We start from the raw sequence: 26,886 nt of genomic DNA, 5'->3' as shown, positions 1-26,886 counted from the left end.
AAAGGCCGGGACAAGCCCGGCCTTTGTCGTGTTGCCCTGCAGTGGCGCCTCAGGTCTGCGCCGCAGGCCCGCCAATGGCGCCGCCCGGGGTTTCCGCATCATCCTTGGACACGCGGCCGGACTTGGTCCATTCCGCCGGCGGGCCCGGCTCGCGGCCGGACATGATGTCGTCGATCTGCTTGGCGTCGATGGTCTCGTACTGCAGCAGCGCGTCGGCCATCAGGTGCAGCTTGTCGAGGTTGTCCTTGAGGATCTGCGTGGTGCGGGCATAGGCCCGGTCGAGGATGTCGCGCACCACTTCATCGATGCGCGCGGCGGTCTCGTTGGACACGTTCTTGTGCTGCGTCACCGAGCGGCCGAGGAACACCTCGTCTTCTTCCTCGCCGTAGGCGATCGGACCCATGGCATCGCTCAGGCCCCACTTGGTGACCATGTTGCGGGCCATCTTGGTCGCGCGCTCGATGTCGTTGGACGCACCGGTGGTGACCTTGTCGGCGCCGAAGATCAGCTCCTCGGCAACGCGACCGCCATAGAGCGAGCACAGCTGCGACTCGATCGCGACGCGATTGAGCGAGTACTTGTCGCCTTCCGGCAGGTACATGGTGACGCCCAGCGCGCGGCCACGCGGGATGATGGTGACCTTGTAGACCGGATCGTGCTCTGGCACCAGGCGGCCGACGATGGCGTGGCCGGCCTCGTGATAGGCGGTGTTGCGCTTTTCCTCTTCGCTCATCGCCATCGAGCGGCGCTCGGCGCCCATCAGGATCTTGTCGCGGGCACGGTCGAAGTGGTCCATGCGGACCTCCTTCGCGTTCTCGCGCGCGGCGAACAGCGCGGCCTCGTTGCACAGGTTGGCCAGGTCGGCGCCAGAGAAACCCGGGGTGCCGCGGGCGATGGTCATCGGCTCGACGTCGGCGTCCAGCGGCAGCTTGCGCATGTGCACGCGCAGGATCTGCTCGCGGCCCTTCACGTCCGGCAGGCCCACCACCACCTGGCGGTCAAAGCGGCCCGGGCGCAGCAGCGCGGGGTCCAGCACGTCCGGCCGGTTGGTCGCGGCGATCACGATCACGCCTTCGCCGCCCTCGAAGCCGTCCATCTCGACCAGCAACTGGTTGAGGGTCTGCTCGCGCTCGTCATGGCCGCCGCCCAGGCCGGCACCGCGATGGCGGCCGACGGCGTCGATCTCGTCGATGAAGATGATGCACGGCGCGTGCTTCTTGGCCGTCTCGAACATGTCGCGCACGCGGCTGGCGCCGACGCCGACGAACATCTCGACGAAGTCCGAACCGGAAATGCTGAAGAACGGCACCTTGGCTTCGCCCGCGATCGCGCGCGCCAAGAGCGTCTTGCCGGTGCCGGGCGGGCCGACCATCAGCACGCCGCGCGGAATCTTGCCGCCCAGCTTCTGGAACTTGGACGGATCACGCAGGAATTCGACCAGCTCGCCGACCTCTTCCTTGGCCTCGTCGCAGCCGGCAACGTCGGCGAAGGTCACCTTCACCTCGTTCTCGCCCTGCATCTTGGCCCGCGACTTGCCAAAGCTCATCGCGCCCTTGCCGCCGCCCTGCTGCATCTGGCGCATGAAATACACCCAGATGCCGATGAACAGCAGCCACGGCAGGATGTTGATTAGGATGTACATCAGCGACGGCCCGCTGGCCGGCGGGGTCTGCTCGATGGCGACCTTGTGCTGGATCAGGTCATTGACCAGGTCCTTGTCGCCCGGGTTGTAGGTCGTGAAGGACTTGCCGTCCTTGAACTGGCCATTGATGGTGGTCCGGTCCTCGGCGATGGACACCTTGGCGACGCGGTCGTTCTGCACCTGCTGCACGAACTGGTCGTACGCCAGCGTTTCGCTGACGGCGGTGCGGGGACCGAAAGCCTGGAACACCACCATCAATACGACGGCGACGACCACCCAGAGCAGCAGATTCTTGGCCAAATCGTTCATGTGCCTACCTTACGCGCAACCGTTCGCCGAAACATTGTCAAAACCCGCCATTCGCTGAACGGCGCAACCGTACCCACACGCACTGCGACCAGGCCTACCTGGGAACCGCCCGCTTGCCCTGCGCCAGCGCGTACACCTCGGGCGAGCGCTTGCGCGAGGCCTCCGGCTTGCGGATCGCGACCTTGTCGTAGCGCTTGCGCAGCTCACGCACGTAGTCATCGAACCCCACACCCTGGAACAGCTTGATCAGGAACGTGCCACCGGTACGCAGGTGCTTGTCGGCGAAATCCATGGCCAGCTCCGACAGGTACAGCGCCCGCGGCATGTCCACCGCATCCATGCCGCTTTTATTGGGGGCCATGTCGGAAAGCACAAGGTCCACCGGCTTGTCACCGACCATGGTCTCAAACTGCGCGAGGACTTCATCCTCCCGGAAGTCACCCTGCAGGAACTCCACCCCAGCCATTGGCGCCATCGGCAAGATGTCGATCGCCACGACCCGGCCGGAGTCGCCCAGGCGGGCACGGACCAGTTGTGACCAGCTGCCCGGTGCGGAGCCCAGGTCGACCACGGTCATGCCCGGCTTGAGCAGGCGATCGCGATCGATCAGCTCCTCCAGCTTGTAGATGGCGCGCGAACGGGCACCCTCCTTCTTTGCCTTCTTAACGAAGGGGTCGGAGACGTGTTCCTGCAACCAGCGCTGACTGCTTTTGCTGCGGGTGGCCATGGGGATGCGGGTGGGGGAAGGCTGTCATGATACCCTGAGCGCCCTGTCACACCCCTGTTGCGTGCCCCGATGTCGACCGTTTTGACCTCCGCCCAGACCCGTTTCCTGCGCGGACAAGCCCATGACCTGAAGGCAATGCTGCAGGTGGGCGGCAAAGGCATCACGGAGGCACTGGTGGCCGAGGTGGACCTGGCGCTGGAGCACCACGAGCTGATCAAGGTGAAGGTGGGCGCCGCGGACCGTGACGCGCGCGACACGATGATCGACGACCTCCTCGGGCGGACCGGCGCCGCGCTGGTCCAGCGCATCGGCCACACGGCCGTGCTGTACCGTCCGAGCAAGGACAAGCGCCAGATCGTGCTGCCGCGGTCCTGAGCCTGCGCCAGCCCACCGGAGAGCGCCGTGCAACTAACGCTCGAAAATCCTGACCACGAATTCTTCCTGCGCGGTGCCGATGGCGTATCCGCGCTCGTGAACGACCGCCGCTTGACCTGCAGCTTCGTGCTCGCGCCCAACACGCTGATCGAGGCCTGGGCGGTGCGCGATGCCAGGTCGCTGACGGCCGACGATCTGGAGCCGCTGCTGGCGCTGGCGCCGGAAGTGGTATTGCTGGGTACCGGCGCTGGCCAGGTGTTCCCGCCCGCCGCGGTCATGGCCGCCTGCCTGGGACGTCGCATCGGCGTGGAAGTCATGTCCAATGCCGCAGCGGCCCGCACCTTCAACGTGCTTGCGGGCGAAAGCCGCAAGGTCGTGGCCGGGTTCATCCTGCCGGGCTGACGCCGGGCGGACGCCTGCTCAGCGCTTGGGCAGGTACAGCAACGGGTCGACCGGCTTGCCGTTGTAACGCACTTCGAAATGCAGCATGTCGCGCGGCGCACCGCTGCGCCCCATTTCCGCGATCTGCTGCCCGGCTTTCACCAGCTGGCCTTCGTTGACCAGCCGGGTGCGGTTGTGGCCGTAGGCCGAAAGCCACTCGTCGTTGTGCTTGATGATCACCAGTTCGCCGTAGCCCACCAGGCCCGATCCCGAGTAGACCACCACGCCGTCGCCGGCGGAACGCACCGGGGCGCCACTGCTGCCGGCAATGCCGACACCCTGCTTGGTCGGCTCGCCTGCGACGTAGCGGCTGATCAACTCGCCATCGGCCGGCCAACGCCATTTGATCGGGCTTGCAGGCGGGACGGCGGCGGGCTTGGGCGTCGCGGGCTTGGCGGCCGCCGAACTCGGCGCAGAAGGTTTGGCGGCGGTGGCCACCGTTGCCGACTTCGTCGCAGCCGTCGCCGGGGAGGGTGTGCTGGAGCCACGCGGCCTGTTCGAAGCAACCGTGCGGGTCGCTCCCGCACTGCCGCCGCCGGGGTAGAGCTTCAGGCGCTGCCCCGGATAGATGGTGTAGGGCTCGGCGATGCCGTTCCATGCCGCCACGTCACGGGCCTGCACGCCATTGGCACTGGCGATGCGATAGAGCGTGTCACCCCGCTTCACCACCGCGGTCACGCCCGGTTTGCCGGTGGAAGGTGCAGGCGCTTCGCGGACCACGGTGGTCTTCGCACAGGCTGACAACAGCGTGGCCACGGCGAGGCACAACAGTGCGATCCGGGTCGCCGAAGGGCGGGGAATGAGCGTAATGGTCATGCGCCTCGTGATTTTCTCCATGTCTTCATGGCCAGCCGACGAGGCGATCCGACGGCTGGACGACGGTGGGCACTCAGCCCGACAACCGCTGCCAGAGTCCGTGCAGGGCAACGCCTCCCCCACCGATCAACACGCTGAAATAGATGATGGTACCGATGTTGGACAGGTGGCCCAGCAACATCGCTCCACCATCCCGCTGCACCAGGCCCACAGCGTAGAACAGCAGCGCGAGCGCGGGGAGCGTATTGCTGAACGGCACGAAACCAAACGGCGCCATCAACAATAAGGCGGCAAGGATGAAGGCCAGGTTGTTGAACACGTCCTGCGCGCGGCCATCGACGAAGACACGCAGCCGATGCGGACGACTGATCTTTTCCAGCCTGCGCACCCACTCCAGGCCGCCGGTCAAACCGGGGCGCAGCTTGTCCGCGGGCAATCCGCGATCACGCACGCGGGCCGGCACCCACAGCGGGCGGCCGCTGAGGCGGCTGATTCCCACCAGCAGTATGGCCGCGCCGAACACGGTGCTCACCCCGGGGATCGACACCGGGATCAGGAACACCAGCGTCAACATCATCGTCAGCAGCAGCAGGCCTTCGTCGCCGAACGTCTGCAGGAGCTCGCCAAGCGTCAGGCGGTCCTCGGGCAGGTTGCGGATGATCGTGGCCAGTTGTTCGCCCAGCGAGACGGATGCGGGCGCGTCGACCGCGCCCACGGGGGGTTCGTGTTGGCTCATGTTCAGTCGACCATGCCTGACAGCAACGGCACGAACACCACCGGGCCCAGCGTCTGCTGGGTAACCCGGCCGTCCGCTTCGCGCTGGAGGCGCAACAGGGATTGGGAATTGGCCGCGCCCACCGGCGCCACCAGGATGCCGCCGACGGCCAGTTGCTCGGTCAGCGCATCGACCAGGGCAGGCGCCGCGGCGGTGACGATGATGGCATCGAAGGGGCCGTTCTCCGGCCACCCGATGCGCCCGTCGTCATGCTTGCTGCGGATGTTCAGGCCCAGTTGGCGGAAGCGCTTGCGGGCGGTACGCAGCAGCTCGCCGATGCGCTCGACGGTATGCACCTCCAACCCCAGCGCGGCCAGCACCGCCGCCTGGTAGCCGGAGCCGGTGCCGATCTCCAGCACCTTTTTCGGTTCGCACGCCAGCAGCGCTTCGGTCATCCGCGCGACCACCCACGGCTGCGAGATGGTCTGGCCCTGACCGATGGGCAGCGCGGTGTCCTCGTACGCCCGGCTGGCAAGCACTTCGTCGATGAAGAGGTGGCGCGGCACGGTGCGAATCGCGTTGAGCACTCGCTCGTCGCGGATACCGTTTTCGCGCAGGCGCTCGACCAGCCGGTCGCGGACGCGCTGCGAGGTCAGTCCGGAGCCGATGGCTTCGGGTTGCAGGCGCATGCGCACGCTCATGGCGCCACCTCGGTAGTGCCGCCGCGCAGTGCGCCGGAGAGACCATCGACCCAGCTCGCGACCTGCTCGAGCGCCTGGTAGCGGGTCAGGTCGATCTGGATCGGAGTAATGGAGATGTGGCCCATGCGCACCGAGTGGAAATCAGTGCCGGGACCCGCGTCCTGTTCGGGACCCGCGGCGCCAACCCACCACCACTGGCGCCCGCGCGGATCCCGCTGCGGCACACAGGCTTCGGAACGGTGGCGGTTCCCGAGGCGGGTGACCTCGAAGCCACGCACGTCGTCCCAAGGAATATCCGGCACGTTGACGTTGAGGATGGTGTCGGCCGGCAGGGGGTCACTGGCCAGCCGCGCGATGATCTCGACGGCGGCGCGGGCGGCGGTGTCGTAATTACGGCCGTCCTGGTCGCGGGTGGCCAGCGACATGGCCACCGATGGCAGGCCCAGGAAACGGCCTTCCATCGCCGCGGCGACCGTACCGGAATAGATCACGTCGTCGCCCATGTTGGACGCGCTGTTGATGCCGGACACGACGATGTCGGGTTCGGCGTCCAGCATGCCGGTGAGCGCAACGTGCACGCTGTCGGTGGGGGTGCCGTGCACGCGCCACGTCTGGGGGTCCAGTTGGACCACGCGGATCGGGCCGTCCAGGGTCAGGGAGTTGCTGGCCCCCGAGCGGTCACGATCGGGGGCGACCACCAGCACTTCATGGCCGGCCGCGCGCAGGCCCTGCGCCAACGCACGAATGCCGGGTGCGTCTACGCCATCGTCGTTGCTGACCAGTACTCGCATGGACTCGCGGAAAACCTCACCTGGGCGGGGATGCGGGCTGCAGCGCGTGAATGCGTACGCGGCGGCGGACCGTCGGCCCATGATAGCCGATGCGCGATGACCGTCCTGCCCGCGGGACCACACTTCGCCTTGCGTTGCCGCCCCACCGCGCTAGGCTCTGCACATGGCACGCCGGAATGAGCCCTCGGACGACGACCACGCCCTGTTCCTCAGCGCGATCGGCGACGTGCGCCGGCTGGACGAGGCGCCCTTGCCGCCGTCGGCACCCAAGCCGCGGCCCCGTGCACGCATGGCCGAACAGGACGACGCGGCCGCGCGCGAGGCCTTCCGCCACGCCCTTGATGCCAGTCTGCTCGAAGCAGGCGATGCCCTCGCCTACCGGCGCGACGAACTGCCGGTGCGGACCTGGCAGCGGCTGAAACGGGGCGAACTTTCCGCCCAGGAAGAGCTGGACCTGCACGGCACCGACGCCCGCACCGCGGAAGCGCTGCTACGTGCATTCCTCAACGATGCCCGCCGGCATGGCGTGGGCTGCGTCCGGGTGATCCACGGAAAGGGGCGGCAGAGCGACGGAATTCCCGTGCTCAAGAACCTGGTCGACCGCATGCTGCGGCACCGCGGGGACGTGCTGGCGTTCCACTCGGCGCCGCCCGCGCAGGGCGGCACCGGAGCGGTGGTGGTGTTGCTGGCGCCGTCGAAGCGGCGCTGAGCGTCAGCGCATGGCCTGGCGCGGATCGCCAGTCCTTGCAGGCGCTCGCTTGGTGGGCGGATTGATCCACACGACCTCAATACCGCGGCGTTGGGCAATCTGCTCCACCGCGGCAATGTAGGCCTCATCCCGGTCCTGCAATGAGGGCGTGCCTTGCGGCGCGACGTAGCCGGACTCGCCACGCATGCTGGCGCAGCCTGCTGCGGATGCGACCCCCAGGACTGCAACGATCAACGCGATGGATGCCTTCATGACGACACCTCCCGGTGCAAACGTTCAGGCTGGAGGGGCGAGTGCCACTCCTGAATCCGCTTATACGCCGTCGAGTCCGGCCCGCCAGTGCCGCCGGCCGCATGCCGACGAACGGTCGGCCTGCGTCAGGAATTGGCGTTGCGGGCAGCGTCCTGGACGTCGCCCAGCTCGGCCAACACCGAGGTGGCATACGTACCGGCCGGCAGGGCGAAGCTGATTTCCAGCGTGTCGTCGGCGTGCCAGCTCCATTCCAGCCCCGCCGGGCGCAACCGTAGTGCCCGGCGCTCCTGCTCCAGGCCCGCCTTTTCCAGGCCCCGCCGCAGGGCGGGCGCATCGCCCCCGGTCAGGGCCGCCTCCTCGCAGGCTGCGGCGGCATCCTGGGTCCGCAATTCACCCCGGCCCCACAGCGGGCCAGTCGGATGAATGTCGAACGCCTCCAGCCGGCGCAGCAGATCCTCGGTCATGGCTTCGGGACCGAAGACGCTGCGGCGGCCATCCAGCATCCAGACCTCGCCGTCCAGCGGTCGGTTCCAGGTTGCGCTACGCACCCGCGTGGCCAGCACGCGGTTGAACAATTCCGAGCGGGCCGCGGACAACAGTAGGCCACGCTTTTCCCGGGCCACACGGCGGCCCCGGAACATGGCCAGGGCCTGCGCGACGTTGTCGCCCCCGCGACCGAAGCGCTGTTCGCCGAAATAGTTGGGCACGCCCTGCGCAGCGATCGCCTGCAGTCGGGCCTCGATGGCCACGCGGTCGCCCTTGACGTCGCGCAGCACCAGGACGAAGCGGTTGGCGGCCAGCGCGCCGCGTGGCAGCTTGCGCGAGTGCCAGTGGTGCTCGAGCACGCGCAGGTCGTCTGACTGCAGCAGGGCCAGGTCGGGCGCTACCTTCTTCGGCAGGTGCACGCTGATCCGCTGGCGGGTGACGGCGTGCCGGTCCTTCAATCCGGCGTAACCGATTGCCATCTCGCCGACGCCGGCCCACGCGGCGATGCGCTTGACCGCGAAGGCGGTGTTCATGCCGCGCTTTTCAATGGTCAGCAGCAGGTGCTCGCCGGCGCCGGAAGGCTCGAAACCGGCGATCTCCTCAACGAAGAAGTCTTCGGGCTTGGTACGTATGTGGGCACGCAGAACGGCGGGGCCGTGGGCAGTCGGCAGGTCATCTGTCGATGCGGGAGCAACGCCATCGCCGTATTCGGGGGGTGCCGAGGACACTGGGCCTTGGGGAATTGACGAAGCCCTGGCAGCGGGCACGTCAGTCCCAAGGGACACGGCCGATGCGTCCGGTTCGTTGTGGTCGGTAGGCATCATGCTGCAATCAGGCCTTGATCAAGAGGCACACGGCCATCGCGGCGATGCCTTCGCCACGACCGGTGAAGCCCAGGCGCTCGCTGGTGGTGGCCTTGATGCTCACGGCATCCACGTGGATGCCCAACACCTGCGCCACCCGGTCGCGCATCGCCTCCGCGTGGGGGCCCACCTTGGGTCGCTCGCAGACGACGGTGATATCGGCATTGCCCACGTGCCAGCCGCCCTGCTGTGCGATCAGTTCATTGCAATGCCGCAGGAACAACAGGCTGTCGGCGCCCTTCCACTGGGGGTCACTGGGCGGGAAGTGACGACCGATGTCGCCCAGCGCCAACGCGCCGAGCATCGCGTCGCACAGCGCGTGGATCACCACGTCGCCATCCGAGTGGGCGACGATGCCGCGCTCATGCGGGACCCGCACGCCGCCCAGCATGACGTGGTCGCCGTCGCCGAAGGTGTGTACGTCAAAGCCTTGGCCAATGCGGATGTTCATGGAAGCCCTTGTGTGGTGGCGGACGCGATCAGCGCGCCCGTTGCGGGGCCTGCCGCTGCACCGCCGGTGCCGGCTCAGGTCCTGCGCGAAAGAAGATAATCCGCCAGCGCAAGATCGGCGGGTGTGGTCACCTTGAGGTTGTCCTCACGCCCTTCCACCAGCACTGGATGCGCGCCGGCCCGCTCCATCGCCATGGCCTCGTCGGTGACCCGCACGCCGGCAGCGCGCGCGGCGCGCAGCGCGTTGCCAAGTGCGTCCCGGCGGAACGCCTGCGGGGTGAAGGCGCGCCACAAGTCATCACGCGGCGCCGTGGCGACAATCGTCCCGTCCGCCCCCGCCCGCTTGAGCGTGTCGCGCACGGGGGCACCCAGGATGGCTCCGTCGGCATGCTCGGTGGCCACGTCGATCAGCCGGCTCAGGTCGTGGGACGCCAGGTTGGGGCGTGCAGCGTCGTGAACCAGCACCAGCGCATCCGACGGCACCTCCGCGGGCAATGCTTCCAGCGCGGCAAGCACGGAATCGGCGCGCTCGGCACCGCCCACGCAATGCAACACCGGCTTTCCATGGAGCGAGGTCCAACCGGGCCAGCGCCCGTCGTCCACGGCAAGCGCCACCATCGCGCCTGCCACGCTGGGATGCGCCAGCAGCGTCGCCAGTGCATGCTCGATCAGCGGCTTCCCGGCTGCCTGCAGGTATTGCTTGGGCACCTCGCCGCCGAAGCGCGTGCCGCGCCCTGCGGCGGGCACCACCGCCCAAACCGTTGCCGGGCTCATGGCGCGTCGCCACCTTCACCGTCAGCGGCGGGGGCATCGGACTCCTCGCCCACCGGGTCCATCGGCGCCTGCTCGGCACGGACGGCTGAGCCCTGGGGCTCGACCACGCGGTAAAAGGTCTCCCCCGGCTTGATCATGCCCAGTTCGCTGCGGGCGCGGTCCTCGACCGCAGCCTCGCCGGACTTCAAGTCCTCGACTTCGGCCGCCAGCGCGGCGTTGCGCTGCTTCAGGCCACCGTTTTCCCGGGCCTGCGCCGCGACCTTCTGCTGGAGGTCGGCCACCGAGCGGCGGCCGCCCTCCCCGAACCACAGGCGCAGTTGCAGGAACGCGAGCAGCGCCAGCAGCGCCACCAGCAGGACCCGGACCCAGCGCATGCGGCCTCGGCGCCCGTCAGCGCTTCAGCGAGACGAACGCGTCGCGGCCAGCGTACTTCGCCCCAGCGCCGAGCTGTTCCTCGATGCGCAGCAGCTGGTTGTACTTGGCCACGCGGTCGCTGCGGCACAGCGAACCGGTCTTGATCTGCGTGGCGGTCGTCGCCACCGCGATGTCGGCGATGGTGGTGTCCTCGGTTTCACCCGAGCGATGCGAGACGATCGACGCGTACTTGTTGGCGTCAGCCATGGCGATGGCTTCCAGCGTCTCGGTCAGGGTGCCGATCTGGTTGACCTTGATCAGGATGGCGTTGGCCACTGCCTGGTCGATGCCTTCCTTGAAGATGCGCGGATTGGTCACGAACAGGTCGTCGCCGACCAGTTGCACCTTGCTGCCGATGCGCTCGGTCAGCAGCTTCCAGCCGGCCCAGTCGTGCTCGGACATGCCGTCTTCGATGGTGATGATCGGGTACTGCGCGCTCCAGCCGGCGAGGAAGTCAACGAACTGCTCGCTGGTCAGGCGCTTGCCTTCACCGGTGAGGTTGTACTTGCCATTCTCGAAGAACTCGCTGGAGGCGACGTCCAGACCCAGCAGGATATCCTCGCCTGCCTTGTAGCCGGCCTTGCCGATGGCCTCGAGGATGGTTTCCAGCGCCTCTTCATTACTGCGCAGGTCGGGGGCGAAACCACCCTCGTCACCCACTGCCGTGCTCAGCCCGCGGCCCTTGAGCACCGACTTCAGCGCGTGGAACACCTCGGTGCCGGCGCGCAGCGACTCGGCGAAGGTCGGCAGGCCCACCGGCAGGATCATGAACTCCTGCAGGTCGACGTTGTTGTCGGCATGCGCACCGCCGTTGATGATGTTCATCATCGGCACGGGCAGCACCGCTTCGCGACCGGCGGCGAGGTACTGCCACAGGGGCTGCTTGCGCGAGGCGGCCACGGCATGCGCGTTGGCCATCGACACACCCAACAGCGCGTTGGCACCCAGGCGGCCCTTGTTCTCGGTGCCGTCGAGGTCGATCAGGCGCTTGTCGAGGCCAGCCTGGTCGGCCGCATCGAAGCCGGCCAGCGCGGCGGCGATGGTGGTGTTGACGTTGGCCACGGCGTTGCGCACGCCCTTGCCCAGGTAGCGGGTCTTGTCACCGTCGCGCAGTTCCACGGCCTCCTTGGTGCCCGTGGATGCGCCCGAGGGCACCATCGCGCGGCCGAAGCTGCCGTCCGCCAGGGTGACTTCGGCTTCGAGCGTGGGATTGCCGCGGCTGTCGAGGATCTCGCGGGCGTGGACTTTGGCGATCGTGGTCATGTCGACTGGACGTTCCGGTTTGTCTTGAAGGGGAATTCGAAAGGAGTGCCGCGCCTGTTACAGGCTGGCCTCGAGGAAACCGTTGCGCTTGGTCACCTCGTCGATCTGCTTGAGGATCTCCAGCAGCGCGCGCATCTTCGGCAGCGGCCACGCATTGGGGCCGTCGCTGAGCGCTTCCTCGGGCTTGGGATGGGTTTCCATGAAGATGCCGGAAATGCCCACCGCCATCGCCGCGCGCGACAGCACCGGCACGAACTCGCGCTGGCCGCCGCTGCTGCCGCCGGCGCCGCCGGGCAATTGAACCGAATGCGTGGCGTCGAACACCACCGGACAGCCGGTGTCGCGCATCACCGCCAGCGAACGCATGTCGCTGACCAGGTTGTTGTAGCCGAAGCTGGCGCCGCGCTCGCAGACCATGATGTCCTTGTTGCCGGTCGCAAGGGCTTTCTCGGCCACGTGCTTCATCTCCCACGGCGACAGGAACTGGCCCTTCTTGATGTTCACCGGCTTGCCGGCGCGCGCCACCCGCTGGATGAAATCGGTCTGGCGGCACAGGAAAGCCGGGGTCTGCAGCACGTCGACGACGGCAGCGACTTCGTCCATCGGAGTGTATTCGTGGACGTCGGTCAGCACCGGCACGCCCAACTGACGCTTCACCTCGGCCAATACCTTCAGCCCCTCTTCCATGCCCGGGCCACGGAAGCTCGTGGCCGAGGTGCGGTTGGCCTTGTCGAAGCTGGACTTGAAGATGAAGGGGATGCCGAGCTCGGAGGTGATTTCCTTGAGCTGGCCGGCGGTGTCGAGCTGAAGCTGCATCGACTCGATCACGCACGGGCCGGCGATCAGGAAGAACGGCTTGTCGAGGCCGATTTCAAAGCCACACAGGTTCATGCACGGGCATCCATCTTGGTCAGAGTCGCCGCGGGCCCGCCATTGCGGGCATCACGGGCGGGCACCCCGGCGCGATCGCTCACGCCGTGGCTTCCTTCAGCAACGCGCCGCCGGCCTTATGCTCGCGCGCGGCGCGGATGAAGCCCACGAACAGCGGATGGCCGTCGCGCGGGGTGGACAGGAACTCCGGATGGGCCTGGCAGGCCAGGAACCACGGGTGCCTGTCACGCGGAAGTTCCACCATCTCCACCAGCGTCTCGTCCATGGACTTGGCGCTGAACACCAGGCCGGCGCTTTCCAGCTGGTTGAGGTAGCGGTTGTTGAACTCGTAGCGATGCCGATGGCGCTCGCCGACGATGTCCTTGCCGTACATCGCATGGGCCAGCGTGCCCGGCTTGATGCGCTGCTCCTGCAGGCCCAGGCGCATGGTGCCGCCCAGGTCGCTGTCCTCGCTGCGACGCTCGACATCACCCGTCGCGGTTCGCCACTCGGTGATCAGGCCGATCACCGGATGCGGGGTAGCCTTGTCGTTCTCGGTGCTGTTGGCGCCTTCCAACCCGGCCACGTGGCGGGCGTAGTCGACCACCGCCGCCTGCATGCCATAGCAGATGCCGAAGTACGGCACGCCATGCTCGCGGGCGAACTGCGCGGTGAGGACCTTGCCTTCGAAACCGCGATCACCGAAGCCCCCGGGCACCAGGATGCCGTCGATGCCTTCCAGCACCTTGCCGCCCTGATCCTCGACGTCGGTCGATTCCAGCCACTTGAGGTTGACCTTGGTGCGCTGGCGCAGGCCGCCGTGCTTGAGCGCCTCACCCACCGACTTGTACGCATCCTGGTGGTCGACGTACTTGCCGACCACGCCGATGGTGACCTCGTCCACGGGATGCTCGCTGGCATCGACCACGGCATCCCACTCGGACAGGTCGCACGGGCCAGCCTGCAGGCGCAGGCGGTCAATGACGATGTCGTCCAGGCCCTGGTCGTGGAAGCGCTCGGGCATGCGGTAGATATTGGGCAGGTCCACGGCCGAAATGACCGCCTTCTCCGGCACGTTGGTGAACAGCGCGATCTTGCGGCGCTCGCTGTCCGGCAGGGGCTGCTCGGAGCGGCACAGCAGGATGTCGGGCTGGATACCGATGGAGCGCAGTTCCTTGACCGAGTGCTGGGTCGGCTTGGTCTTCAGCTCGCCGGCCGCGGCGATCCACGGCACCAGGGTGAGATGCATGAAGATGGCCTTGTCCGGGCCGCGCTCGGTGCGGATCTGGCGGATGGCCTCGAGGAACGGCAGCGACTCGATGTCGCCCACGGTGCCGCCGATCTCGACCAGGGCGACGTCATAGCCTTCGGTAGCCTCGACGATGCAGCGTTTGATCTCGTCGGTGATGTGCGGGATGACCTGCACGGTGCCGCCCAGGTACTCGCCACGGCGTTCCTTGCGGATCACGTTCTCGTAGATCCGGCCGGTGGTGATCGAGTTCTTGCGGCTCAGCCGGTTGCGCAGGTAGCGCTCGTAGTGGCCCAGGTCGAGGTCGGTCTCGGCGCCGTCGTCGGTGACGTACACCTCACCGTGCTGGAACGGGCTCATGGTGCCCGGGTCGACGTTGATGTAGGGGTCGAGCTTCATCATCGTCACGCGCAGGCCGCGCGCTTCGAGGATGGCTGCCAACGAGGCTGCCGCAATGCCCTTGCCAAGCGAGGACACCACGCCGCCGGTGACAAAAATCAGGGGAGTCATGGAATTGGGGGCGCTGGAAAGCCGTAGTCTACCGGACGGCGGGCCGGGCCGCGACCGGTTGACTTTGGCGGCATGCCTTCGCCCTGCCCCGGGGACCGGCCGGGACCGCCCCTCGCGGGGCAGCCCCGCGGGTGGCGTCAATGCCCCGGGTAGCGGTGGCTGAAGGTGTCGACCACCGAGGTCATGCCCTCGCGCCAGCGGTTGATCAGCAGCGGGCCCGCCTCGGGATCGAACTCCTGGACGGCCTTGATCAGGCTCTCGATCCAGAACGGGTAGAGCTCCGGTGGCACCGGCGCGCGGCCCGGACAGGCGTGTACGTCGGCCATCTGGTCGATGGTGCGCTTGACCACGTTGCTGCCAGCGGCATGGAAGATGGCCACACTGATGCCGCGACGCAGTGCCAGACGCTGCTTCTGGAAATCGGTCTGGGCGAACATCTCGGCCACTCGCGGGCTGCTCGCCATGAAAATCTCGTAGAAGCGCTCAATGAACTGCTTGTTCTGCAGGCATCGGCCGTAACTTTGCTGCAGGTCGAAGTACTGGTCGGACAACGTGGGGTTCCTCGCGGTGGATGAGGCCACGAGTGTGATTGCAGGCACCTGGTCGGCTATTGATGTGCCTCAAAAACGTGCCCCAGGGCATGCCGCGTTGGACCAAGGTCGTAGGGCCGCGCAAGGTTCTGCTGCGCGAAACGCGGCCCGGAAGCCCGGGCCGCGGTCGCGATAGTTGGCGCCGGCGATCAGCGCTCGTTGCGATCGGGATTGCGCTTGGCTTCGTCCTGGCGGGTCGGCTTGCGCTCGGCGCGACGCTCACGCGCGGCCGTGCTGTCAGGCGCTTCATGCTTATCGGCGCCCGCGGACCCGACGGCCTGGCCGGCCTGCCCGGTGACGGCGCTGCTCGCGGCCGCCGTGGCGTTGCCCGACACGGCGCCCACCGCGTGCTCGTTGGCATGCAGGGCGCCGTTGGCCGAGGCGTCCGCACCCACCGTGGTACTGGCCTGCCCGCCGGATGCGGCGGCGGCCTGCGCCAAACCCTGGCCCGACGCAGCGGCACCCATGGCGGCATGGCCGGCCGCAGAGCCGGTGGCCTGGGCGGTACCCACCGCGGCGTTCGCGACCTGGGTGCCCGTATTCACCGTGGTCGCAGCCGCGGCGCGGCCCTCGGCCTCAGCCCGCGCCGCAGCACGGCGGGCTGCACGGGTGGTGCGCTCGACCGCGCGGGCGTCCACGCCCAGGTCACCCCGCGCGTTGGCGGCGCCGCCGAGGTTGACCGGTCCCGTCTGGATGCCGGCCCCACCGCCAATGTTCACGCCACCTCCCAGCACCTGGGCATAGGCCGCGGGCGCCACGAGCGAGGTGGCGATGAGAATCGAGAGGACGTACATGCGCTGCTTCATGGTGTGCAACTCCTGGATGGTTGTTCGGGGCGTGTCGCGGCGACTGCCGACGACGACGTGCCGACCGTAGGCAGCGTGACCCGGCCGTTCGATGAACCACGATTCGCAAATGAGGGATTTCCCGGATTGTCCCGCGGCCCGGTCTGCGTCCGTCTCGACCGCAAACCTTTCTCATTCAGATACTTGGCATCAACGGGAAAAATGAACGCGCGGCAACAGAAACCAAAACGCCCCGGGGTTACCGGGGCGCGGGGCACTTCTGGCGCGGCTGGCAGGACTCAGCGGTCCTCTTCCTCCGGCTCATCCTGACCGGCCACGGCCTTGCGGGCGGCCGCAGCCTTGGCCGACTTGGCCTTGCCGGCCTCGGCCTTCTGCTGGGCCTCGGCCTGCTTGCGCTCGGCGGCGGTGTCGGCCTTCTGCTTGGCCGCATCGGCCGCCTTGGCGGGCTCGGTCGGCTGGGGCGCAGCCTGCTGCGCCATCGCCGCGACCGACGCTACCAGCGCGCCCGCGGTCAGGCCAAGGATCACGAGCTTGCGGAATGTCATGAGGGTTCTCCGTTGCGGTCGGTGGGCCCGGCGGGCCACGGCGTGCGCATCGTTTGTGACGTGCATACGTTATCCACAAGCGGGTGGCCCCTGCCTGAACGCGCCCCCATCTCATTGCCTGCGATGCGGGGGGCGCACACTGGGCGGGCCGCGCTTGACCCGCCCGGTCCACCTCGCCATCCTCGCCGCTCCGCTATCCGCAGTGCCCGCATGAACAATCGCTACAACGCCGCCGACATCGAAGTCCTTTCCGGGTTGGACCCGGTCAAGCGCCGCCCGGGCATGTACACCGACACCGCCCGTCCCAACCACCTGGCACAGGAGGTCATCGACAACGGGGTGGACGAGGCGCTGGCCGGGCACGCCAGGACGATCGAGGTCATCCTGCACGCGGATGGCAGTTGCGCGGTGTCCGACGACGGCCGCGGCATGCCGGTGGACATCCACCCCGAGGAGGGCATCCCGGGCGTCGAGCTGATCCTCACGCGCCTGCACGCGGGCGGCAAGTTCAGCAACAAGAACTACGCGTTCTCCGGCGGCCTCCATGGCGTGGGCGTCAGCGTGGTCAATGCGCTGTCCACCCTGGTGGAAGTGCATATCAAGCGCGACGGCAACGAATACCGCATGACCTTCCGCGACGGCGATCGCGCCAGTCCGCTGGAAGTGGTCGGCACGGTCGGCAAGAAGAACACAGGCACCCGCGTGCGCTTCTGGCCGGACGCGAAGTACTTCGACACGCCCAAGTTCAACCTGCGCGCGATCAAGCACCTGCTGCGCGCCAAGGCGGTGCTCTGCCCCGGCCTCACCGTGCGCCTGTTTGATGAAGCCAGCGGCGAGAAGCTGGAGTGGTACTACGAGGATGGGCTGCGCGATTACCTGCGCGGCGAACTGTCGGAGCGCGAGCTGCTGCCGCCGGACCTGTTCGTCGGCAAGCTGACCAAGGACACCGAAACCGCGGACTGGGCGGTCGCGTGGGTGCCCGACGGCGAGCTGGTGCAGGAGAGCTACGTCAACCTGATCCCCACCGCGCAGCACGGCACGCACGTCAACGGCCTGCGCACCGGTTTCACCGAGGCGCTGCGCGAGTTCTGCGACTTCCGCAACCTGCTGCCGCGCGGCGTGAAGCTGGCGCCGGAGGACGTGTGGGATCGCGTCGCCTTCGTGCTCAGCATCAAGATGACCGACCCGCAGTTCAGCGGCCAGACCAAGGAGCGGCTGTCCTCTCGCCAGGCCGCGGGCTTTGTCGAAGGCGCCGCGCACGACGCGTTCAGCCTGTGGCTCAACCAGCACGTGGAACTGGGCGAGAAGATCGCGCAACTAGCCATCGAGCGCGCCTCGGCGCGCCTGAAGACCGAGAAGCAGGTGACCCGCAAGAAGGTCACCCAGGGCCCCGCCCTGCCCGGCAAGCTGGCCGACTGCACCGCGCAGGACCTGTCGCGCACCGAGCTGTTCCTGGTGGAGGGCGATTCGGCCGGTGGCAGCGCCAAGCAGGCGCGCGACAAGGACTTCCAGGCGATCCTGCCGCTGCGCGGCAAGATCCTCAACACCTGGGAAGTGGCCTCGGGCAGCGTGCTGGCCTCGCAGGAAGTGCATGACCTCGCTGTCGCGATTGGTTGCGACCCGGGCAAGGACGACCTGAGCGGCCTGCGCTACGGCAAGGTCGTGATCCTCGCCGACGCCGACTCCGACGGCCTGCACATCGCCACGCTGCTGACCGCGCTGTTCCTCAAGCACTTTCCGTCGCTGGTGGCGGCCGGGCACGTCTTCGTCGCGATGCCGCCGCTGTTCCGCGTGGACGTGGGCAAGCAGGTGTTCTACGCACTGGACGAGGAAGAGAAGCGCATCCTGCTGGAGAAGATCGAGCGCGAGAAGATCCGTGGCGCGGTGAATGTCACGCGCTTCAAGGGCCTCGGCGAGATGAACCCATCGCAGTTGCGGGAATCGACGATCCATCCGGACACGCGCCGGCTGGTGCAGCTGACCGTGGACGACAACGCCGAGACGCATTCGCTGATGGACATGCTGCTGGCGAAGAAGCGGGCGAGCGATCGGAAGACGTGGTTGGAGACGAAGGGCGATCTCGCCTCGCTGGAAGTCTGATCCTCAGGATTCATTGCCCATGGCCGTTGCGACGGCCCAGGGCGCATGGAGCATGGCGGTGCAGCGAGGACGGAAGGACTATCGCGGCGCGGCCAGCGCAGCTTCCAGCAGCAGCCGCAGCACGCGCTGCAGGCGCTCGGACTTGGCGTCGTCGTATTGGAACGAGTTTTCATCCATGTAGTTGCGCTGGCTGATCTCCAGCTGCACGGCTTCCACGCCCTCGGCTGGCCGGCCGTAGTGGCGAGTGATGTGGCCGCCCTTGAAGCGGCCATTGGCCACCCAGTCGTACTCGGTTTGCGCGCCGAGCACCGTCTCCAGGCGCTGTTGCAATGCAGGCGAGCAACTCGCACCAGCGGCGGTACCCAGGTTGAGGTCGGGCAGCCGGTCATCGAACAGGAACGGCAGGTCGCTACCGCGGATCGAATGGCCTTCCCACAGCACCAGGCGGCCGTGTTCCGCCTTCAGGCGCGCGATTTCCGCCGCCAATGCCAAGTGGTACGGGCGCCAGTAGTGCTCAACGCGGGTCCTCACTTCATCGGCTGACGGGGCCTGCCCTTCCAGATAGACCGGCTCACCGGTAAAGCGCACGGCGGGACACAGCCCGGTGGTGTTCTGGCCCGGATACAGCGAGGTGTCATCCTCGGGGCGGTTGAGGTCGACGACATAGCGCGAATACTTCGGCACCAGCACCGAGGCGCCCAAGTCCCGGGCGAAGGCGTACAGGCGCGAGACATGCCAGTCGGTGTCCGGGGCACGGCGTGCCTCGGGCGTCATGCGCGCAGCCAACTCCGGCGGAATGGCGCTTCCGTCGTGCGGCAGGCTCACCAGCAACGGCGCGGTGCCGCGGTGCAGGGTGACGATGTCGCTGGCGGAATCGGGGTGCATGGCACGGGGCATGAAGTTGAAGTCGGCACAGTGTAAGCCGCAGGGTCACGCTCAGCGCATCAGCACCACTTCCTCGGCGCTGGTGGGGTGGATCGCGACCGTGTCGCGCAGGTCCTGCAGGGTGATCCCGCGGCGAATCGCCACCGCAAACCCCTGCAGGATCTCATCGGCCGCATCGCCCATCAGGTGGATGCCCACCACGCGCTGGTCCGAGCCGACGCAGACGACCTTGAACAGGCTGCGCTGTGGCACCTGCGCGAGTGCGTTGAGCATGGGCCGAAAGCCTGCGCGGTAGACCTGCACCTCGTCGCCATGACGCTGCCGTGCCTCCGCTTCGGTCAGGCCCACCTTGCCGATCGGGGGATGCGAGAACACCACGGTGGGAATATTTTCCAAACACAGGCGCGCGTCGTCATGGCCACCGAACAACCGGTCCATCAAGCGGCGCGCGGCGGCGATGGCCACGGGGGTGAGGGGAGGATTCGTGGTGACGTCGCCGACGGCGAAGACACCGTCGACGCCGGTCGCCTGCCAGGCGTCGACCTCAATGTGACCGCGCTCGTCCAAGCTGAGCCCGATGTCTGCGGCACCCAGATGCGAAGAGTTGGGTCGACGACCGGTGGCGAACAGCACCCGGTCGAAAGCGCCTTCAAGCAGACCGCCCGGACCTCGCAGCCGCAGGACGCCATCGCTGCGCACGATCCCTTGCACCGGGTTGCCCAGGTGCACGTGTATGCCGGACTGCCGGTAGTCCTCCTCCAGTTGCGCCGTCAGCTCCGCATCGAAGCTGTCGAGCAGGCGCGCGCCCCGCCCGAACAGCGTCACCTGGCTGCCGAGCGCCTGTAGCACGCCGGCCAATTCCAGCGCCACGTAGCCGACGCCCACAATCGCCACGCGGTTCGGCGCGGCGGTCCAGTGGAAGAAGTCGTCTGACGTTTCGCCGAGCTCCACCCCCGGAATGTCGGGACGCAGCGGATGCCCGCCCGTGGCGATCAGGATGTTCGACGCACGTAGGGCCACGCCGTCCTCGCAAACCACGGTGTCGCGCGCGATGAGCCGGCCGCGCGTGGGTCGGACCACGATGCCGGCGGCATCCAGTCGCCGGCGGTAGCTCTCATGGATGTTGTGGATGTAGCGCTGGCGGTGGGCGATGAATTCTGGCCACGACAGCCGTACCTCGCCGATGTCGAAGCCGAGGGTGGGCGCCATGCGCATCCGCGAGGCGAGGTCGGCGGCCAACCACATCGCCTTCTTCGGCACGCAGCCGGCATTGACGCAGGTACCGCCCCAGGCCGTTGGCTCCAGCAATGCGACGCGCGCGCCATGCTCGGCGGCGCGGAATGCGCCGGCCAGGCCCCCAGAACCGCCGCCCAGCACGATCAGATCGAAATCCATGTCCGCCATCCATCCGCTCCTTTCACTTCAGCCAAGGCGCCATGGTCGCGCAGTGCGATGTCATGGGGCCGTCATCCCGGACCGAGTCGAGCAGTGGACAGCGCAACCGGTCCGGGCTCAGCGCAGCCTGTCGACACGGTAGGGAGCCGGGTCAATCGCGGGCGCGCGCCCCGTCACCAGATCGGCGACCAGTTGCCCGGTCGCAGCACTCATGCCCACGCCCATCATGCCGTGCCCGGTGGCCAACCACAGGCCCTTGCGCCCGGGGACGGGGCCAATGATGGGGATGTCATCGACCGACATGGGCCGCCAGCCGAACCAGCGCTCGCGCACTTCGGGACCCACCGGCTGGTGCAGGTACTCGGCGGCGCCCCGCTCCAGCGCGGCCAACCGGCGCGTATTGAGCGTGTCGTCGAAACCCGAGAATTCCATGGTGCTGCCCAGTCGGTAGCCGCTTCCCCACGAGGTGACGCACACCGAGCGCTCGCGCAACACCAGCGGTCGGCGCGGCACCAGCGAGGGCGGCGAGTACGTGATGGAGTAGCCCTTGCCCGGCTGCATCGCGCGGCGCAATGCCGGCACGCCAATCGCCGTGGCCAAGCGGGGCGACCAGGCCCCGGTAGCCACGAGGACGTCTCGTGCGTGCAACGTTCCAGCGGGCGTATCGATTCGCCAACCATCGGCGTCGGCAACCAGCGCCTGCAATGGACGCTGCTCATCGATGATGCCGCCCAACCCACGCACCGCGCGGGCCAACTCGGCCACGTAGTGATCGGGCCGCAGGGCCGCGTCGCCGGAAAAGCGGATCGCACCGGCCACACCGGGCTTCACCGCGGGCTCCTGTGCCTCGTAGGCGGCCCCTTCGATCAGCTCCACGTCGATGCCCAACGCGCGCAGCATGTCCAACTCCTGCTGGCCGTGCGCAAACGCTGCCGGATCGCGGAACACATAGTCCTCGCCCGATTCGACGAACTCGCAGGCCAGATGGTGCCGCCGGATCAGTCCCGGCAGGCGGGCGCGGGCGTCGTTGAGCATCGCTGCCTTCGCGCGGGCACTGCGTTCCCAATCGCGGGGATTGCAGCGCAGCGCGAAGCGCAACAGCCACTGCCACAACAGCGGGTCCACGCGTGGCGGGATGTACAGCGGCGCGTCGGGCGTCAGCATCCACTTGAGCGCGCGCAGCACGGTGCCGGGTGCCGCCAGTGGCGGCGCGTGGCTCGGGGTGATCGTGCCGCAGTTGCCGTGCGAGGCGCCGCCACCCACCCGGAGGGCATCTATCACCCGCACCCCACGGCCGGCTTCGAGCAGGGCGAGTGCGCTCGCCAGCCCGGACACGCCCGCCCCTATCACCACCACGTCTTCGCGCTGCTCCATGCAGGAAGTTTAAGGTCGGCGGCTCCATTGCAGGTGCCGGGCAGCCCCAGACCTTGGGGTACCGGGCTCGGATGTCTCCAAGCTGGGCGTAGGCGACGTCGCGCACGCTGAAACAACAACGGCCCGCGTGCGCGGGCCGTCGGGCGGTTCGACTCCGGCCCTGGGACCGGAGGACGAAACCTGATGTCAGTGCTGGTGGCCGCCGGCGCCGTGCACGTGGCCGTGCTCGACTTCCTCGGCGCTGGCTTCGCGCACTTCCACGATCTCGATGGCGAAATGCAGGTCCTTGCCGGCCATCGGGTGGTTCAGGTCCACGTCGACCACGCTCATGCCCACCTTCTGGATGGTCACGGCGCGCGGGCCGAAGTTGGTCGGCAGCACGGCCTGCATGCCCGGCACCAGCTTGGCGCCCTCGAAGTGCTTCTTGGGCACGCGCTGGGTCATGCCCTCGCGACGCTCGCCGTAGGCGTCGGCCGCGGCCACGTCCACCTCGAACTTGTCGCCGGCGGCCTTGCCTTCCATCGCCTTCTCCAGGCCCGGAATGATGTTGTTGTGGCCGAACAGGATGGCCAGCGGGTCACGGCCCTCGGACGACTCCAGCGGCTCCTGGCCCTGCTCGGCAACGGTGTAGTGGAACAGGACGACGCGGTCTTTCTCGATATTCATGGTGGTCTTCGCAGGGACTGGGTGCCGGCAGGCGGCAGAATGGAGTGGACAGGCAGGACCGCGGTTGCAGCCGCCGGGCGGTGACCCGGGGTTGCCGGGCCCGTCGTGACCGGCCAAGCTAACGGCCGTGACGAAGGATGCGCATTATCCCGGCAAGCCCGCCCCCGCGCCAGCGTGGGGTCAGTCGCGTCCGTGGGTGCCGGCATGGGCGGCGATCGGATTGGCCACGTTGCTGGCCGCATGCGGTGGCCATCGTGAAACTGTCCGCCCGTCCGCCGCGCCTGCGCCGCGCCCGTGGCCGGCCGTTGCCCCGGCCAACCCGGTCGCGGCCAACGCCGTGTTGATGCGGGCCATCAGCTTGGTGGGCACTCCCTACCGCTGGGGCGGCAACACGCCGGAGAGCGGCTTCGACTGCAGCGGGCTGGTCAATTACGTGTACCGCGACGTGCTGGCGCTGGACCTGCCGCGGAGCTCGCGCGCCCTCTCGCAGTACCAGGGCGACCGCATCAAACCCGAGCGGCTGGCGCCCGGCGATCTGGTGTTCTTCGGCAACGGAAACGGGGTCAACCACGTTGGCATCTACGTAGGCGAAGGACGGTTCGTGCACGCCCCGACCTCGGGGGGAACCGTCCGCCTCGATCATCTGGATGGCCACTACTGGCGCGACCACTACAGCGGCGCGAAACGGGTCCTGGACTGATCGACCGTCCCGATTTGCGACTTCGGCCGTCACTTTTAATGAATTTTTAACTTTTTCTGAACCAAATGGTCGCGGTTCACGGGCATGATCGGCGCGTGATTTTTCAGTGATGACCGCGTGACGAATTCCAAAGCTCGCCACAACCGCCTCACCCCAGCCGCCATGTCCCGCGCCAGGCACGGGGCTGTCCGACTCGTTCTTGCCCTGGTGATGGCCCTCGCGGCCCTGCCGGCGTTCGCGCAGCAGGCCGCGGTCGCCGGTTCGATGGCCGCCGACTCCGCTGACGTCGCCGCGCCGCGTGCCAGCGCCAGCGATACCCTCTCCTTCTCCGATCGCGCCCTACTGCTGGCGGGCGACCTCAATCGCCTGCTGGTACCGGGCGTGGGCCTGGCGTCCCGCAGCGAAGCCGAGGCCGCCCAGTCGTCGACGGGCGTCAAGACGGTGCTGTCGCGCGCGCTGGCCCTGCTCGGCACCCCGTACCGCTGGGGTGGCACCACGCCGGATGGTTTCGACTGCAGCGGCCTGGTCGGCTACGTGTTCCGCAACGCGCTGGGCGTCGAGCTGCCGCGCGTGTCCCGCGAGATGGCCAAGACCGGCCGTGCGATCACCGACCGCGCCCAGCTGGCCGCGGGCGACCTGGTGTTCTTCGGCCGCAAGGGGCAGGTGGACCATGTGGGCATCTACGTGGGCGAAGGCCGCTTCGTGCATGCACCCAGCAAGGGCAAGGACGTGACCGTGTCCAGCATGGAAACCGGTTACTGGAGCGGCAAGTTCATGGCTGCGCGCCGGGTCGAGGGCATCTGAGCCGGCGCCCCGGGTTTTTCCCTAGATGCGACGTGGCAGGGCCGCCCTTGGGGCGGCCTTTGCATTTGGGCCGGCCTAACCGGCGATCGCCTCGATCGTGGCCTCGATTCCCTTGCTGAGTTCCATCACCTTGAGCGCGTACTCGGCAAGGCGCTTGTCGTCCTCGCTGGTCGGGGTCCATGCGGGCACGGGCACCGGCTTGGCCGGCTCCTGCTGCTCCATCGCCACGAAAACGATGATGCAATGGGTGCACAGGCGGTCATCGCCGCCCATGGGATCGCGGGCCTTCACGTCTACCGCGAAGTGCATGCTGCTGGTGCCGGTGTAGACCAGCTTGGTGTGGACGGTGACGAGGTCGCTGATGTGGATCGGCGCGACGAAACGGATCCCGCCCACCGCCACGGTGACGCTGTAGCGGCCGCTCCACCCGACGGCCGCCGCGTAACCCGCCTGGTCGATCCACTTCATCACCATGCCGCCATGGACCTTGCCGCCGTAGTTGACGTCGGTCGGCTCGGCGAGGAAACGCATCGTCAGTTCGCGTTGCTGGCCACTCATGGGTGCGGCTCCGTCCGGGCAGGGTGATTGGCTGGTCATTATGGCGAGGGCGACGCCCTGCTGCTTACGCAGGGTGCATCCCCGTCGTGAAGGCCGCGGAATAGCCCCCCGGTTGCGAAGCCCCTGCGGCCGGGGCCATGCTGGCGGTCAACCAAAGGGGGCACTGCAATGGGTCGAACCATCCTCGGCATGTTGGCGGGCGTAGTGGTGATGTTCGTGACGATCATGGGCATCGAGGCGGTGGGACACCTGGCTTACCCGCCGCCGCCCGGCCTGGATCCCATGAACCCGGCGCACGAGGCCGCCTTCGCCCAGTTCGTGTTGCAGATGCCGCCGATGGCCAAGGCGATGCTTGTACTGGCCTGGGTGGCGGGCGCGTTCGTCGGCGGGCTGGTCGCGGCGAAGATTGCCCGCCACCAGAACGCGGCGGCGATCTTTGTCGCGCTGGTGGTGATGTCCGGGGTGGTGGGAATGATCATGAAAGTGCCCCATCCCACCTGGTTAGCGGCGGCGGGGCTGCTGTTGCCGATTCCGGTGGCCCTGCTGGCCGCGCGGCTGGTGCACCGGCCCAAGCTGCTGCCCAAGCTGTGAGCTGAAAGAGAAAGCCGGCCCATTGCGGGGCCGGCTTCCCTGTGTACCGCGTGCGCGCGCGCTTACTTGTCGCGGCGCTCGAACTCGCCGTACGGCGTCAGCTGATCGGCCACGGCCTTGCCATCGCCCACGACGATGATCGACTGGTCCTTCGGAGCGTAGTACTTGCTGGCCATGGCCTGGACCTGGGCGGCGTCGACCGCGCGGATCTTCGGCACGTACTGCCCCAGGAACTCCGCCGGCAAACCCGACAGCCAGTTGTTGGCGAGCGTGGCCGCCACCGCACCCTGCATCTGGTTGGTGATGAGGTAGCCGCCCGCGACGTAACGCTTGGTGTCTTCCAGTTCTGTCGCGGGCACCGGCTCACTCCCCAGGCGCTCGAACTCGTGGAAGAACTCCCTGATCGCCGCACCGGTCACTTCGTTGCGCACATCGGCACCCGCAGACACGCGCCCACCTGCGCGCGCGACGGCCAGGCCGGCGCGGGCACCGTAGGTGTAGCCCTTGTCTTCGCGCAGGTTCTGCATAACGCGGCTGCTGAAGCCACCCCCCAGCACGATCCCCGCCAGTTGCGCCGGGATGTAGTCCGCATCGGTCGCTGGAATGGCCGGACGGCCGACGGCGAGCGCGGACTGCACGCTGCCATCGCGCTGGATCAGCACACGGGCGGGTTTGGCTTCCCGGCGCGCGGGGGCGATTTCAGCAGGGGCGGCGCCAGTACCTTTCCAGTCACCGAACGCACGCTCCGCCAGGGCGAAGCCTTCGGCCGGGGTGACCTTGCCAGTGATCACCAGCAGCGCGCGCTCTGGGCGGAAGCGGCGGATATGTTCGCTGCGCAATTGCTCTGCCGTCACCGCGGTGATGCCGGCTTCGGTGGGTTGCACGCGCGCGTACGGATGGTCGCCGTAGGTGGCGGCCAGCAGCGCACGCGTGGCTTTGAAGCCGGGCTGTGCCTCGGAGGCCTTCAACCCCTGCAGCGCGTTGGCCTGGGCCAGCTTCACTTCCTTTTCCGGGAAGGACGGCTGCCGCGCGACTTCCGCCAGCAGACCGAGCATGCCCTCGCGGTGCGTCGACAGCGCGTTGCCGAAGAGGGTGACGCCGTCGTTGCCGGCCCCGGCGCCCACCGTGCCGCCATAGCCCTGGGCGGCTTCGGCGATCGCCTTGGAATCACGCTTGGCCGTGCCTTCGGTCAGCAGTCCCGCGAGCATCGACGCGAAGGCCGGCGTGTCCGCCGCGTCAGCCGCGAAACCGGCGCCGCGCAGTGCCAGCACATAGTCCACGCGGGGCAGGCCGTCGCGCGGCACCACCCACACGGTCATGCCGTTGGCCAGCGACTTCTGCGCGATGTTGGCCACCGGCAGTTGTCCTTCCGGTGCGTATGGTGGCAGGTCCTTGGGGAGCTCGGCCTTCGGGCCGGCCGCGGCGGCGCCCGCCAGCAGCGCGCACAGGGCGGCGACCGCAAGCCGCAGGGAGACCGTGGATGCGATGGGGGTCTTGGCAATCTTCATGATCGTC

At 67.9% G+C, this 26,886-nt stretch carries 30 protein-coding genes; 7 read left to right on the top strand and 23 right to left on the bottom strand.

All coding sequences use genetic code 11. The features are described from left to right. Positions 1-49 precede the first annotated feature (49 nt). Together ftsH and rlmE are read right to left on the bottom strand one after the other, a co-directional pair. On the bottom strand, positions 50-1,951 hold the full coding sequence (gene ftsH / locus AC3ARF_RS04290; protein WP_498930590.1) for an ATP-dependent zinc metalloprotease FtsH: 1,902 nt from the start codon (positions 1,949-1,951) through the stop codon (positions 50-52). Between the two features lie 94 nt (positions 1,952-2,045). Beyond that, positions 2,046-2,678 carry a 23S rRNA (uridine(2552)-2'-O)-methyltransferase RlmE gene (gene rlmE / locus AC3ARF_RS04285; RefSeq protein WP_498930588.1) on the bottom strand — a complete coding sequence of 211 codons (633 nt, stop codon included), beginning with the start codon at positions 2,676-2,678 and terminating at the stop codon, positions 2,046-2,048. A gap of 69 nt (positions 2,679-2,747) precedes the next feature. On the opposite strand from rlmE, the gene yhbY reads away from it, so the two are divergent. Together yhbY and AC3ARF_RS04275 are read left to right on the top strand one after the other, a co-directional pair. Next, positions 2,748-3,053 carry a ribosome assembly RNA-binding protein YhbY gene (gene yhbY, locus AC3ARF_RS04280; RefSeq protein WP_498930586.1) on the top strand — a complete coding sequence of 102 codons (306 nt, stop codon included), beginning with the start codon at positions 2,748-2,750 and terminating at the stop codon, positions 3,051-3,053. Positions 3,054-3,080: 27 nt separating this feature from the next. Beyond that, complete coding sequence (locus AC3ARF_RS04275; RefSeq protein ID WP_498930584.1) at positions 3,081-3,455, top strand: Mth938-like domain-containing protein; 375 nt, start codon at positions 3,081-3,083, stop codon at positions 3,453-3,455. Between the two features lie 18 nt (positions 3,456-3,473). Here the strand turns inward: AC3ARF_RS04275 and AC3ARF_RS04270 are convergent, their stop codons facing one another. From AC3ARF_RS04270 to surE, 4 genes are all read right to left on the bottom strand, one after another. After that, positions 3,474-4,310, bottom strand: a complete 837-nt coding sequence (locus AC3ARF_RS04270; protein ID WP_498930582.1) for a peptidoglycan DD-metalloendopeptidase family protein — start codon at positions 4,308-4,310, stop codon at positions 3,474-3,476. A gap of 73 nt (positions 4,311-4,383) precedes the next feature. Next, positions 4,384-5,046 carry an exopolysaccharide biosynthesis protein gene (locus tag AC3ARF_RS04265; protein ID WP_498930580.1) on the bottom strand — a complete coding sequence of 221 codons (663 nt, stop codon included), beginning with the start codon at positions 5,044-5,046 and terminating at the stop codon, positions 4,384-4,386. Positions 5,047-5,048: 2 nt separating this feature from the next. After that, complete coding sequence (locus tag AC3ARF_RS04260) at positions 5,049-5,726, bottom strand: protein-L-isoaspartate(D-aspartate) O-methyltransferase (RefSeq protein WP_498930578.1); 678 nt, start codon at positions 5,724-5,726, stop codon at positions 5,049-5,051. Then, positions 5,723-6,517 (bottom strand): 5'/3'-nucleotidase SurE, encoded by a 795-nt coding sequence (gene surE, locus AC3ARF_RS04255; RefSeq protein WP_498930576.1) that lies wholly within the window; start codon positions 6,515-6,517, stop codon positions 5,723-5,725. The genes AC3ARF_RS04260 and surE overlap by 4 nt, the downstream gene beginning before the upstream one ends. A 163-nt stretch (positions 6,518-6,680) precedes the next feature. Between surE and AC3ARF_RS04250 the strand changes: the two genes are divergently transcribed. After that, positions 6,681-7,226, top strand: a complete 546-nt coding sequence (locus tag AC3ARF_RS04250) for a Smr/MutS family protein (protein ID WP_498930575.1) — start codon at positions 6,681-6,683, stop codon at positions 7,224-7,226. A 3-nt stretch (positions 7,227-7,229) separates the two neighbouring features. On the opposite strand, the gene AC3ARF_RS04245 is transcribed toward AC3ARF_RS04250, so the two are convergent. The 11 genes from AC3ARF_RS04245 to AC3ARF_RS04195 form a co-directional block, all read right to left on the bottom strand. After that, on the bottom strand, positions 7,230-7,478 hold the full coding sequence (locus AC3ARF_RS04245; protein WP_498930573.1) for a hypothetical protein: 249 nt from the start codon (positions 7,476-7,478) through the stop codon (positions 7,230-7,232). 125 nt (positions 7,479-7,603) lie between these two features. Further along, positions 7,604-8,692 carry a tRNA pseudouridine(13) synthase TruD gene (truD, locus tag AC3ARF_RS04240; RefSeq protein ID WP_498930571.1) on the bottom strand — a complete coding sequence of 363 codons (1,089 nt, stop codon included), beginning with the start codon at positions 8,690-8,692 and terminating at the stop codon, positions 7,604-7,606. Between the two features lie 103 nt (positions 8,693-8,795). Further along, positions 8,796-9,278: a 2-C-methyl-D-erythritol 2,4-cyclodiphosphate synthase gene (gene ispF, locus AC3ARF_RS04235; RefSeq protein ID WP_498930568.1), complete on the bottom strand. Its 483-nt coding sequence runs from the start codon at positions 9,276-9,278 to the stop codon at positions 8,796-8,798. A 74-nt stretch (positions 9,279-9,352) separates the two neighbouring features. Continuing rightward, positions 9,353-10,051 (bottom strand): 2-C-methyl-D-erythritol 4-phosphate cytidylyltransferase, encoded by a 699-nt coding sequence (gene ispD / locus AC3ARF_RS04230; RefSeq protein ID WP_498930566.1) that lies wholly within the window; start codon positions 10,049-10,051, stop codon positions 9,353-9,355. Beyond that, positions 10,048-10,425, bottom strand: coding sequence for a cell division protein FtsB (gene ftsB / locus AC3ARF_RS04225; protein WP_498930564.1), 378 nt, complete (start codon positions 10,423-10,425; stop codon positions 10,048-10,050). Before ftsB ends, ispD begins: the two co-directional genes overlap by 4 nt. Before the next feature lie 16 nt (positions 10,426-10,441). Continuing rightward, positions 10,442-11,728 carry a phosphopyruvate hydratase gene (gene eno / locus AC3ARF_RS04220; protein WP_498930562.1) on the bottom strand — a complete coding sequence of 429 codons (1,287 nt, stop codon included), beginning with the start codon at positions 11,726-11,728 and terminating at the stop codon, positions 10,442-10,444. Between the two features lie 57 nt (positions 11,729-11,785). After that, on the bottom strand, positions 11,786-12,619 hold the full coding sequence (kdsA, locus tag AC3ARF_RS04215) for a 3-deoxy-8-phosphooctulonate synthase (protein ID WP_498930561.1): 834 nt from the start codon (positions 12,617-12,619) through the stop codon (positions 11,786-11,788). Positions 12,620-12,698: 79 nt separating this feature from the next. Next, on the bottom strand, positions 12,699-14,357 hold the full coding sequence (gene pyrG, locus AC3ARF_RS04210; protein ID WP_498930559.1) for a CTP synthase: 1,659 nt from the start codon (positions 14,355-14,357) through the stop codon (positions 12,699-12,701). A gap of 137 nt (positions 14,358-14,494) precedes the next feature. Then, on the bottom strand, positions 14,495-14,938 hold the full coding sequence (locus tag AC3ARF_RS04205) for a globin family protein (RefSeq protein WP_498930557.1): 444 nt from the start codon (positions 14,936-14,938) through the stop codon (positions 14,495-14,497). Positions 14,939-15,096: 158 nt separating this feature from the next. Beyond that, positions 15,097-15,753 carry a hypothetical protein gene (locus AC3ARF_RS04200; protein ID WP_498930555.1) on the bottom strand — a complete coding sequence of 219 codons (657 nt, stop codon included), beginning with the start codon at positions 15,751-15,753 and terminating at the stop codon, positions 15,097-15,099. Between the two features lie 278 nt (positions 15,754-16,031). Further along, a complete protein-coding gene (locus AC3ARF_RS04195; protein WP_498930554.1) occupies positions 16,032-16,298 on the bottom strand; it encodes a hypothetical protein in 267 nt (88 codons plus the stop codon). A 210-nt stretch (positions 16,299-16,508) separates the two neighbouring features. Here AC3ARF_RS04195 and parE point away from each other — a divergent pair, with 210 nt between their 5' ends. Next, the gene (gene parE / locus AC3ARF_RS04190) at positions 16,509-18,398 is read left to right on the top strand and encodes a DNA topoisomerase IV subunit B (protein ID WP_498930552.1); all 1,890 of its coding nucleotides are present in this window, start codon (positions 16,509-16,511) and stop codon (positions 18,396-18,398) included. Positions 18,399-18,476: 78 nt separating this feature from the next. Here the strand turns inward: parE and hutG are convergent, their stop codons facing one another. The 4 genes from hutG to AC3ARF_RS04170 form a co-directional block, all read right to left on the bottom strand. Beyond that, entirely contained in the window at positions 18,477-19,283 is an 807-nt protein-coding gene (gene hutG, locus AC3ARF_RS04185; protein WP_498930550.1) for an N-formylglutamate deformylase, read from the bottom strand. A 51-nt stretch (positions 19,284-19,334) separates the two neighbouring features. Beyond that, positions 19,335-20,687 carry a glutathione-disulfide reductase gene (gorA, locus tag AC3ARF_RS04180; RefSeq protein ID WP_498930548.1) on the bottom strand — a complete coding sequence of 451 codons (1,353 nt, stop codon included), beginning with the start codon at positions 20,685-20,687 and terminating at the stop codon, positions 19,335-19,337. Between the two features lie 108 nt (positions 20,688-20,795). Then, positions 20,796-22,052 carry an NAD(P)/FAD-dependent oxidoreductase gene (locus AC3ARF_RS04175; protein ID WP_498930546.1) on the bottom strand — a complete coding sequence of 419 codons (1,257 nt, stop codon included), beginning with the start codon at positions 22,050-22,052 and terminating at the stop codon, positions 20,796-20,798. A 186-nt stretch (positions 22,053-22,238) separates the two neighbouring features. Beyond that, positions 22,239-22,718 (bottom strand): FKBP-type peptidyl-prolyl cis-trans isomerase, encoded by a 480-nt coding sequence (locus AC3ARF_RS04170; protein ID WP_498930544.1) that lies wholly within the window; start codon positions 22,716-22,718, stop codon positions 22,239-22,241. 127 nt (positions 22,719-22,845) lie between these two features. On the opposite strand from AC3ARF_RS04170, the gene AC3ARF_RS04165 reads away from it, so the two are divergent. Both AC3ARF_RS04165 and AC3ARF_RS04160 read left to right on the top strand, forming a co-directional pair. Continuing rightward, positions 22,846-23,418: a C40 family peptidase gene (locus AC3ARF_RS04165; RefSeq protein WP_498930542.1), complete on the top strand. Its 573-nt coding sequence runs from the start codon at positions 22,846-22,848 to the stop codon at positions 23,416-23,418. A 162-nt stretch (positions 23,419-23,580) separates the two neighbouring features. Beyond that, positions 23,581-24,222: a C40 family peptidase gene (locus AC3ARF_RS04160; RefSeq protein ID WP_498930540.1), complete on the top strand. Its 642-nt coding sequence runs from the start codon at positions 23,581-23,583 to the stop codon at positions 24,220-24,222. Positions 24,223-24,297: 75 nt separating this feature from the next. Here AC3ARF_RS04160 and AC3ARF_RS04155 read toward each other — a convergent pair whose 3' ends face one another. After that, positions 24,298-24,780, bottom strand: coding sequence for an acyl-CoA thioesterase (locus tag AC3ARF_RS04155; RefSeq protein WP_498930538.1), 483 nt, complete (start codon positions 24,778-24,780; stop codon positions 24,298-24,300). Positions 24,781-24,948: 168 nt separating this feature from the next. Here AC3ARF_RS04155 and AC3ARF_RS04150 point away from each other — a divergent pair, with 168 nt between their 5' ends. Further along, positions 24,949-25,371 carry a hypothetical protein gene (locus AC3ARF_RS04150; protein ID WP_498930537.1) on the top strand — a complete coding sequence of 141 codons (423 nt, stop codon included), beginning with the start codon at positions 24,949-24,951 and terminating at the stop codon, positions 25,369-25,371. Between the two features lie 62 nt (positions 25,372-25,433). Here the strand turns inward: AC3ARF_RS04150 and AC3ARF_RS04145 are convergent, their stop codons facing one another. Further along, entirely contained in the window at positions 25,434-26,879 is a 1,446-nt protein-coding gene (locus AC3ARF_RS04145; RefSeq protein WP_498930535.1) for a M16 family metallopeptidase, read from the bottom strand. Between the last annotated feature and the right edge of the window lie 7 nt (positions 26,880-26,886).

It is taken from the genome of Lysobacter sp. KACC 24251 (assembly GCF_057747755.1).
This window is presented reverse-complemented; position numbering and strand designations above follow the sequence as displayed.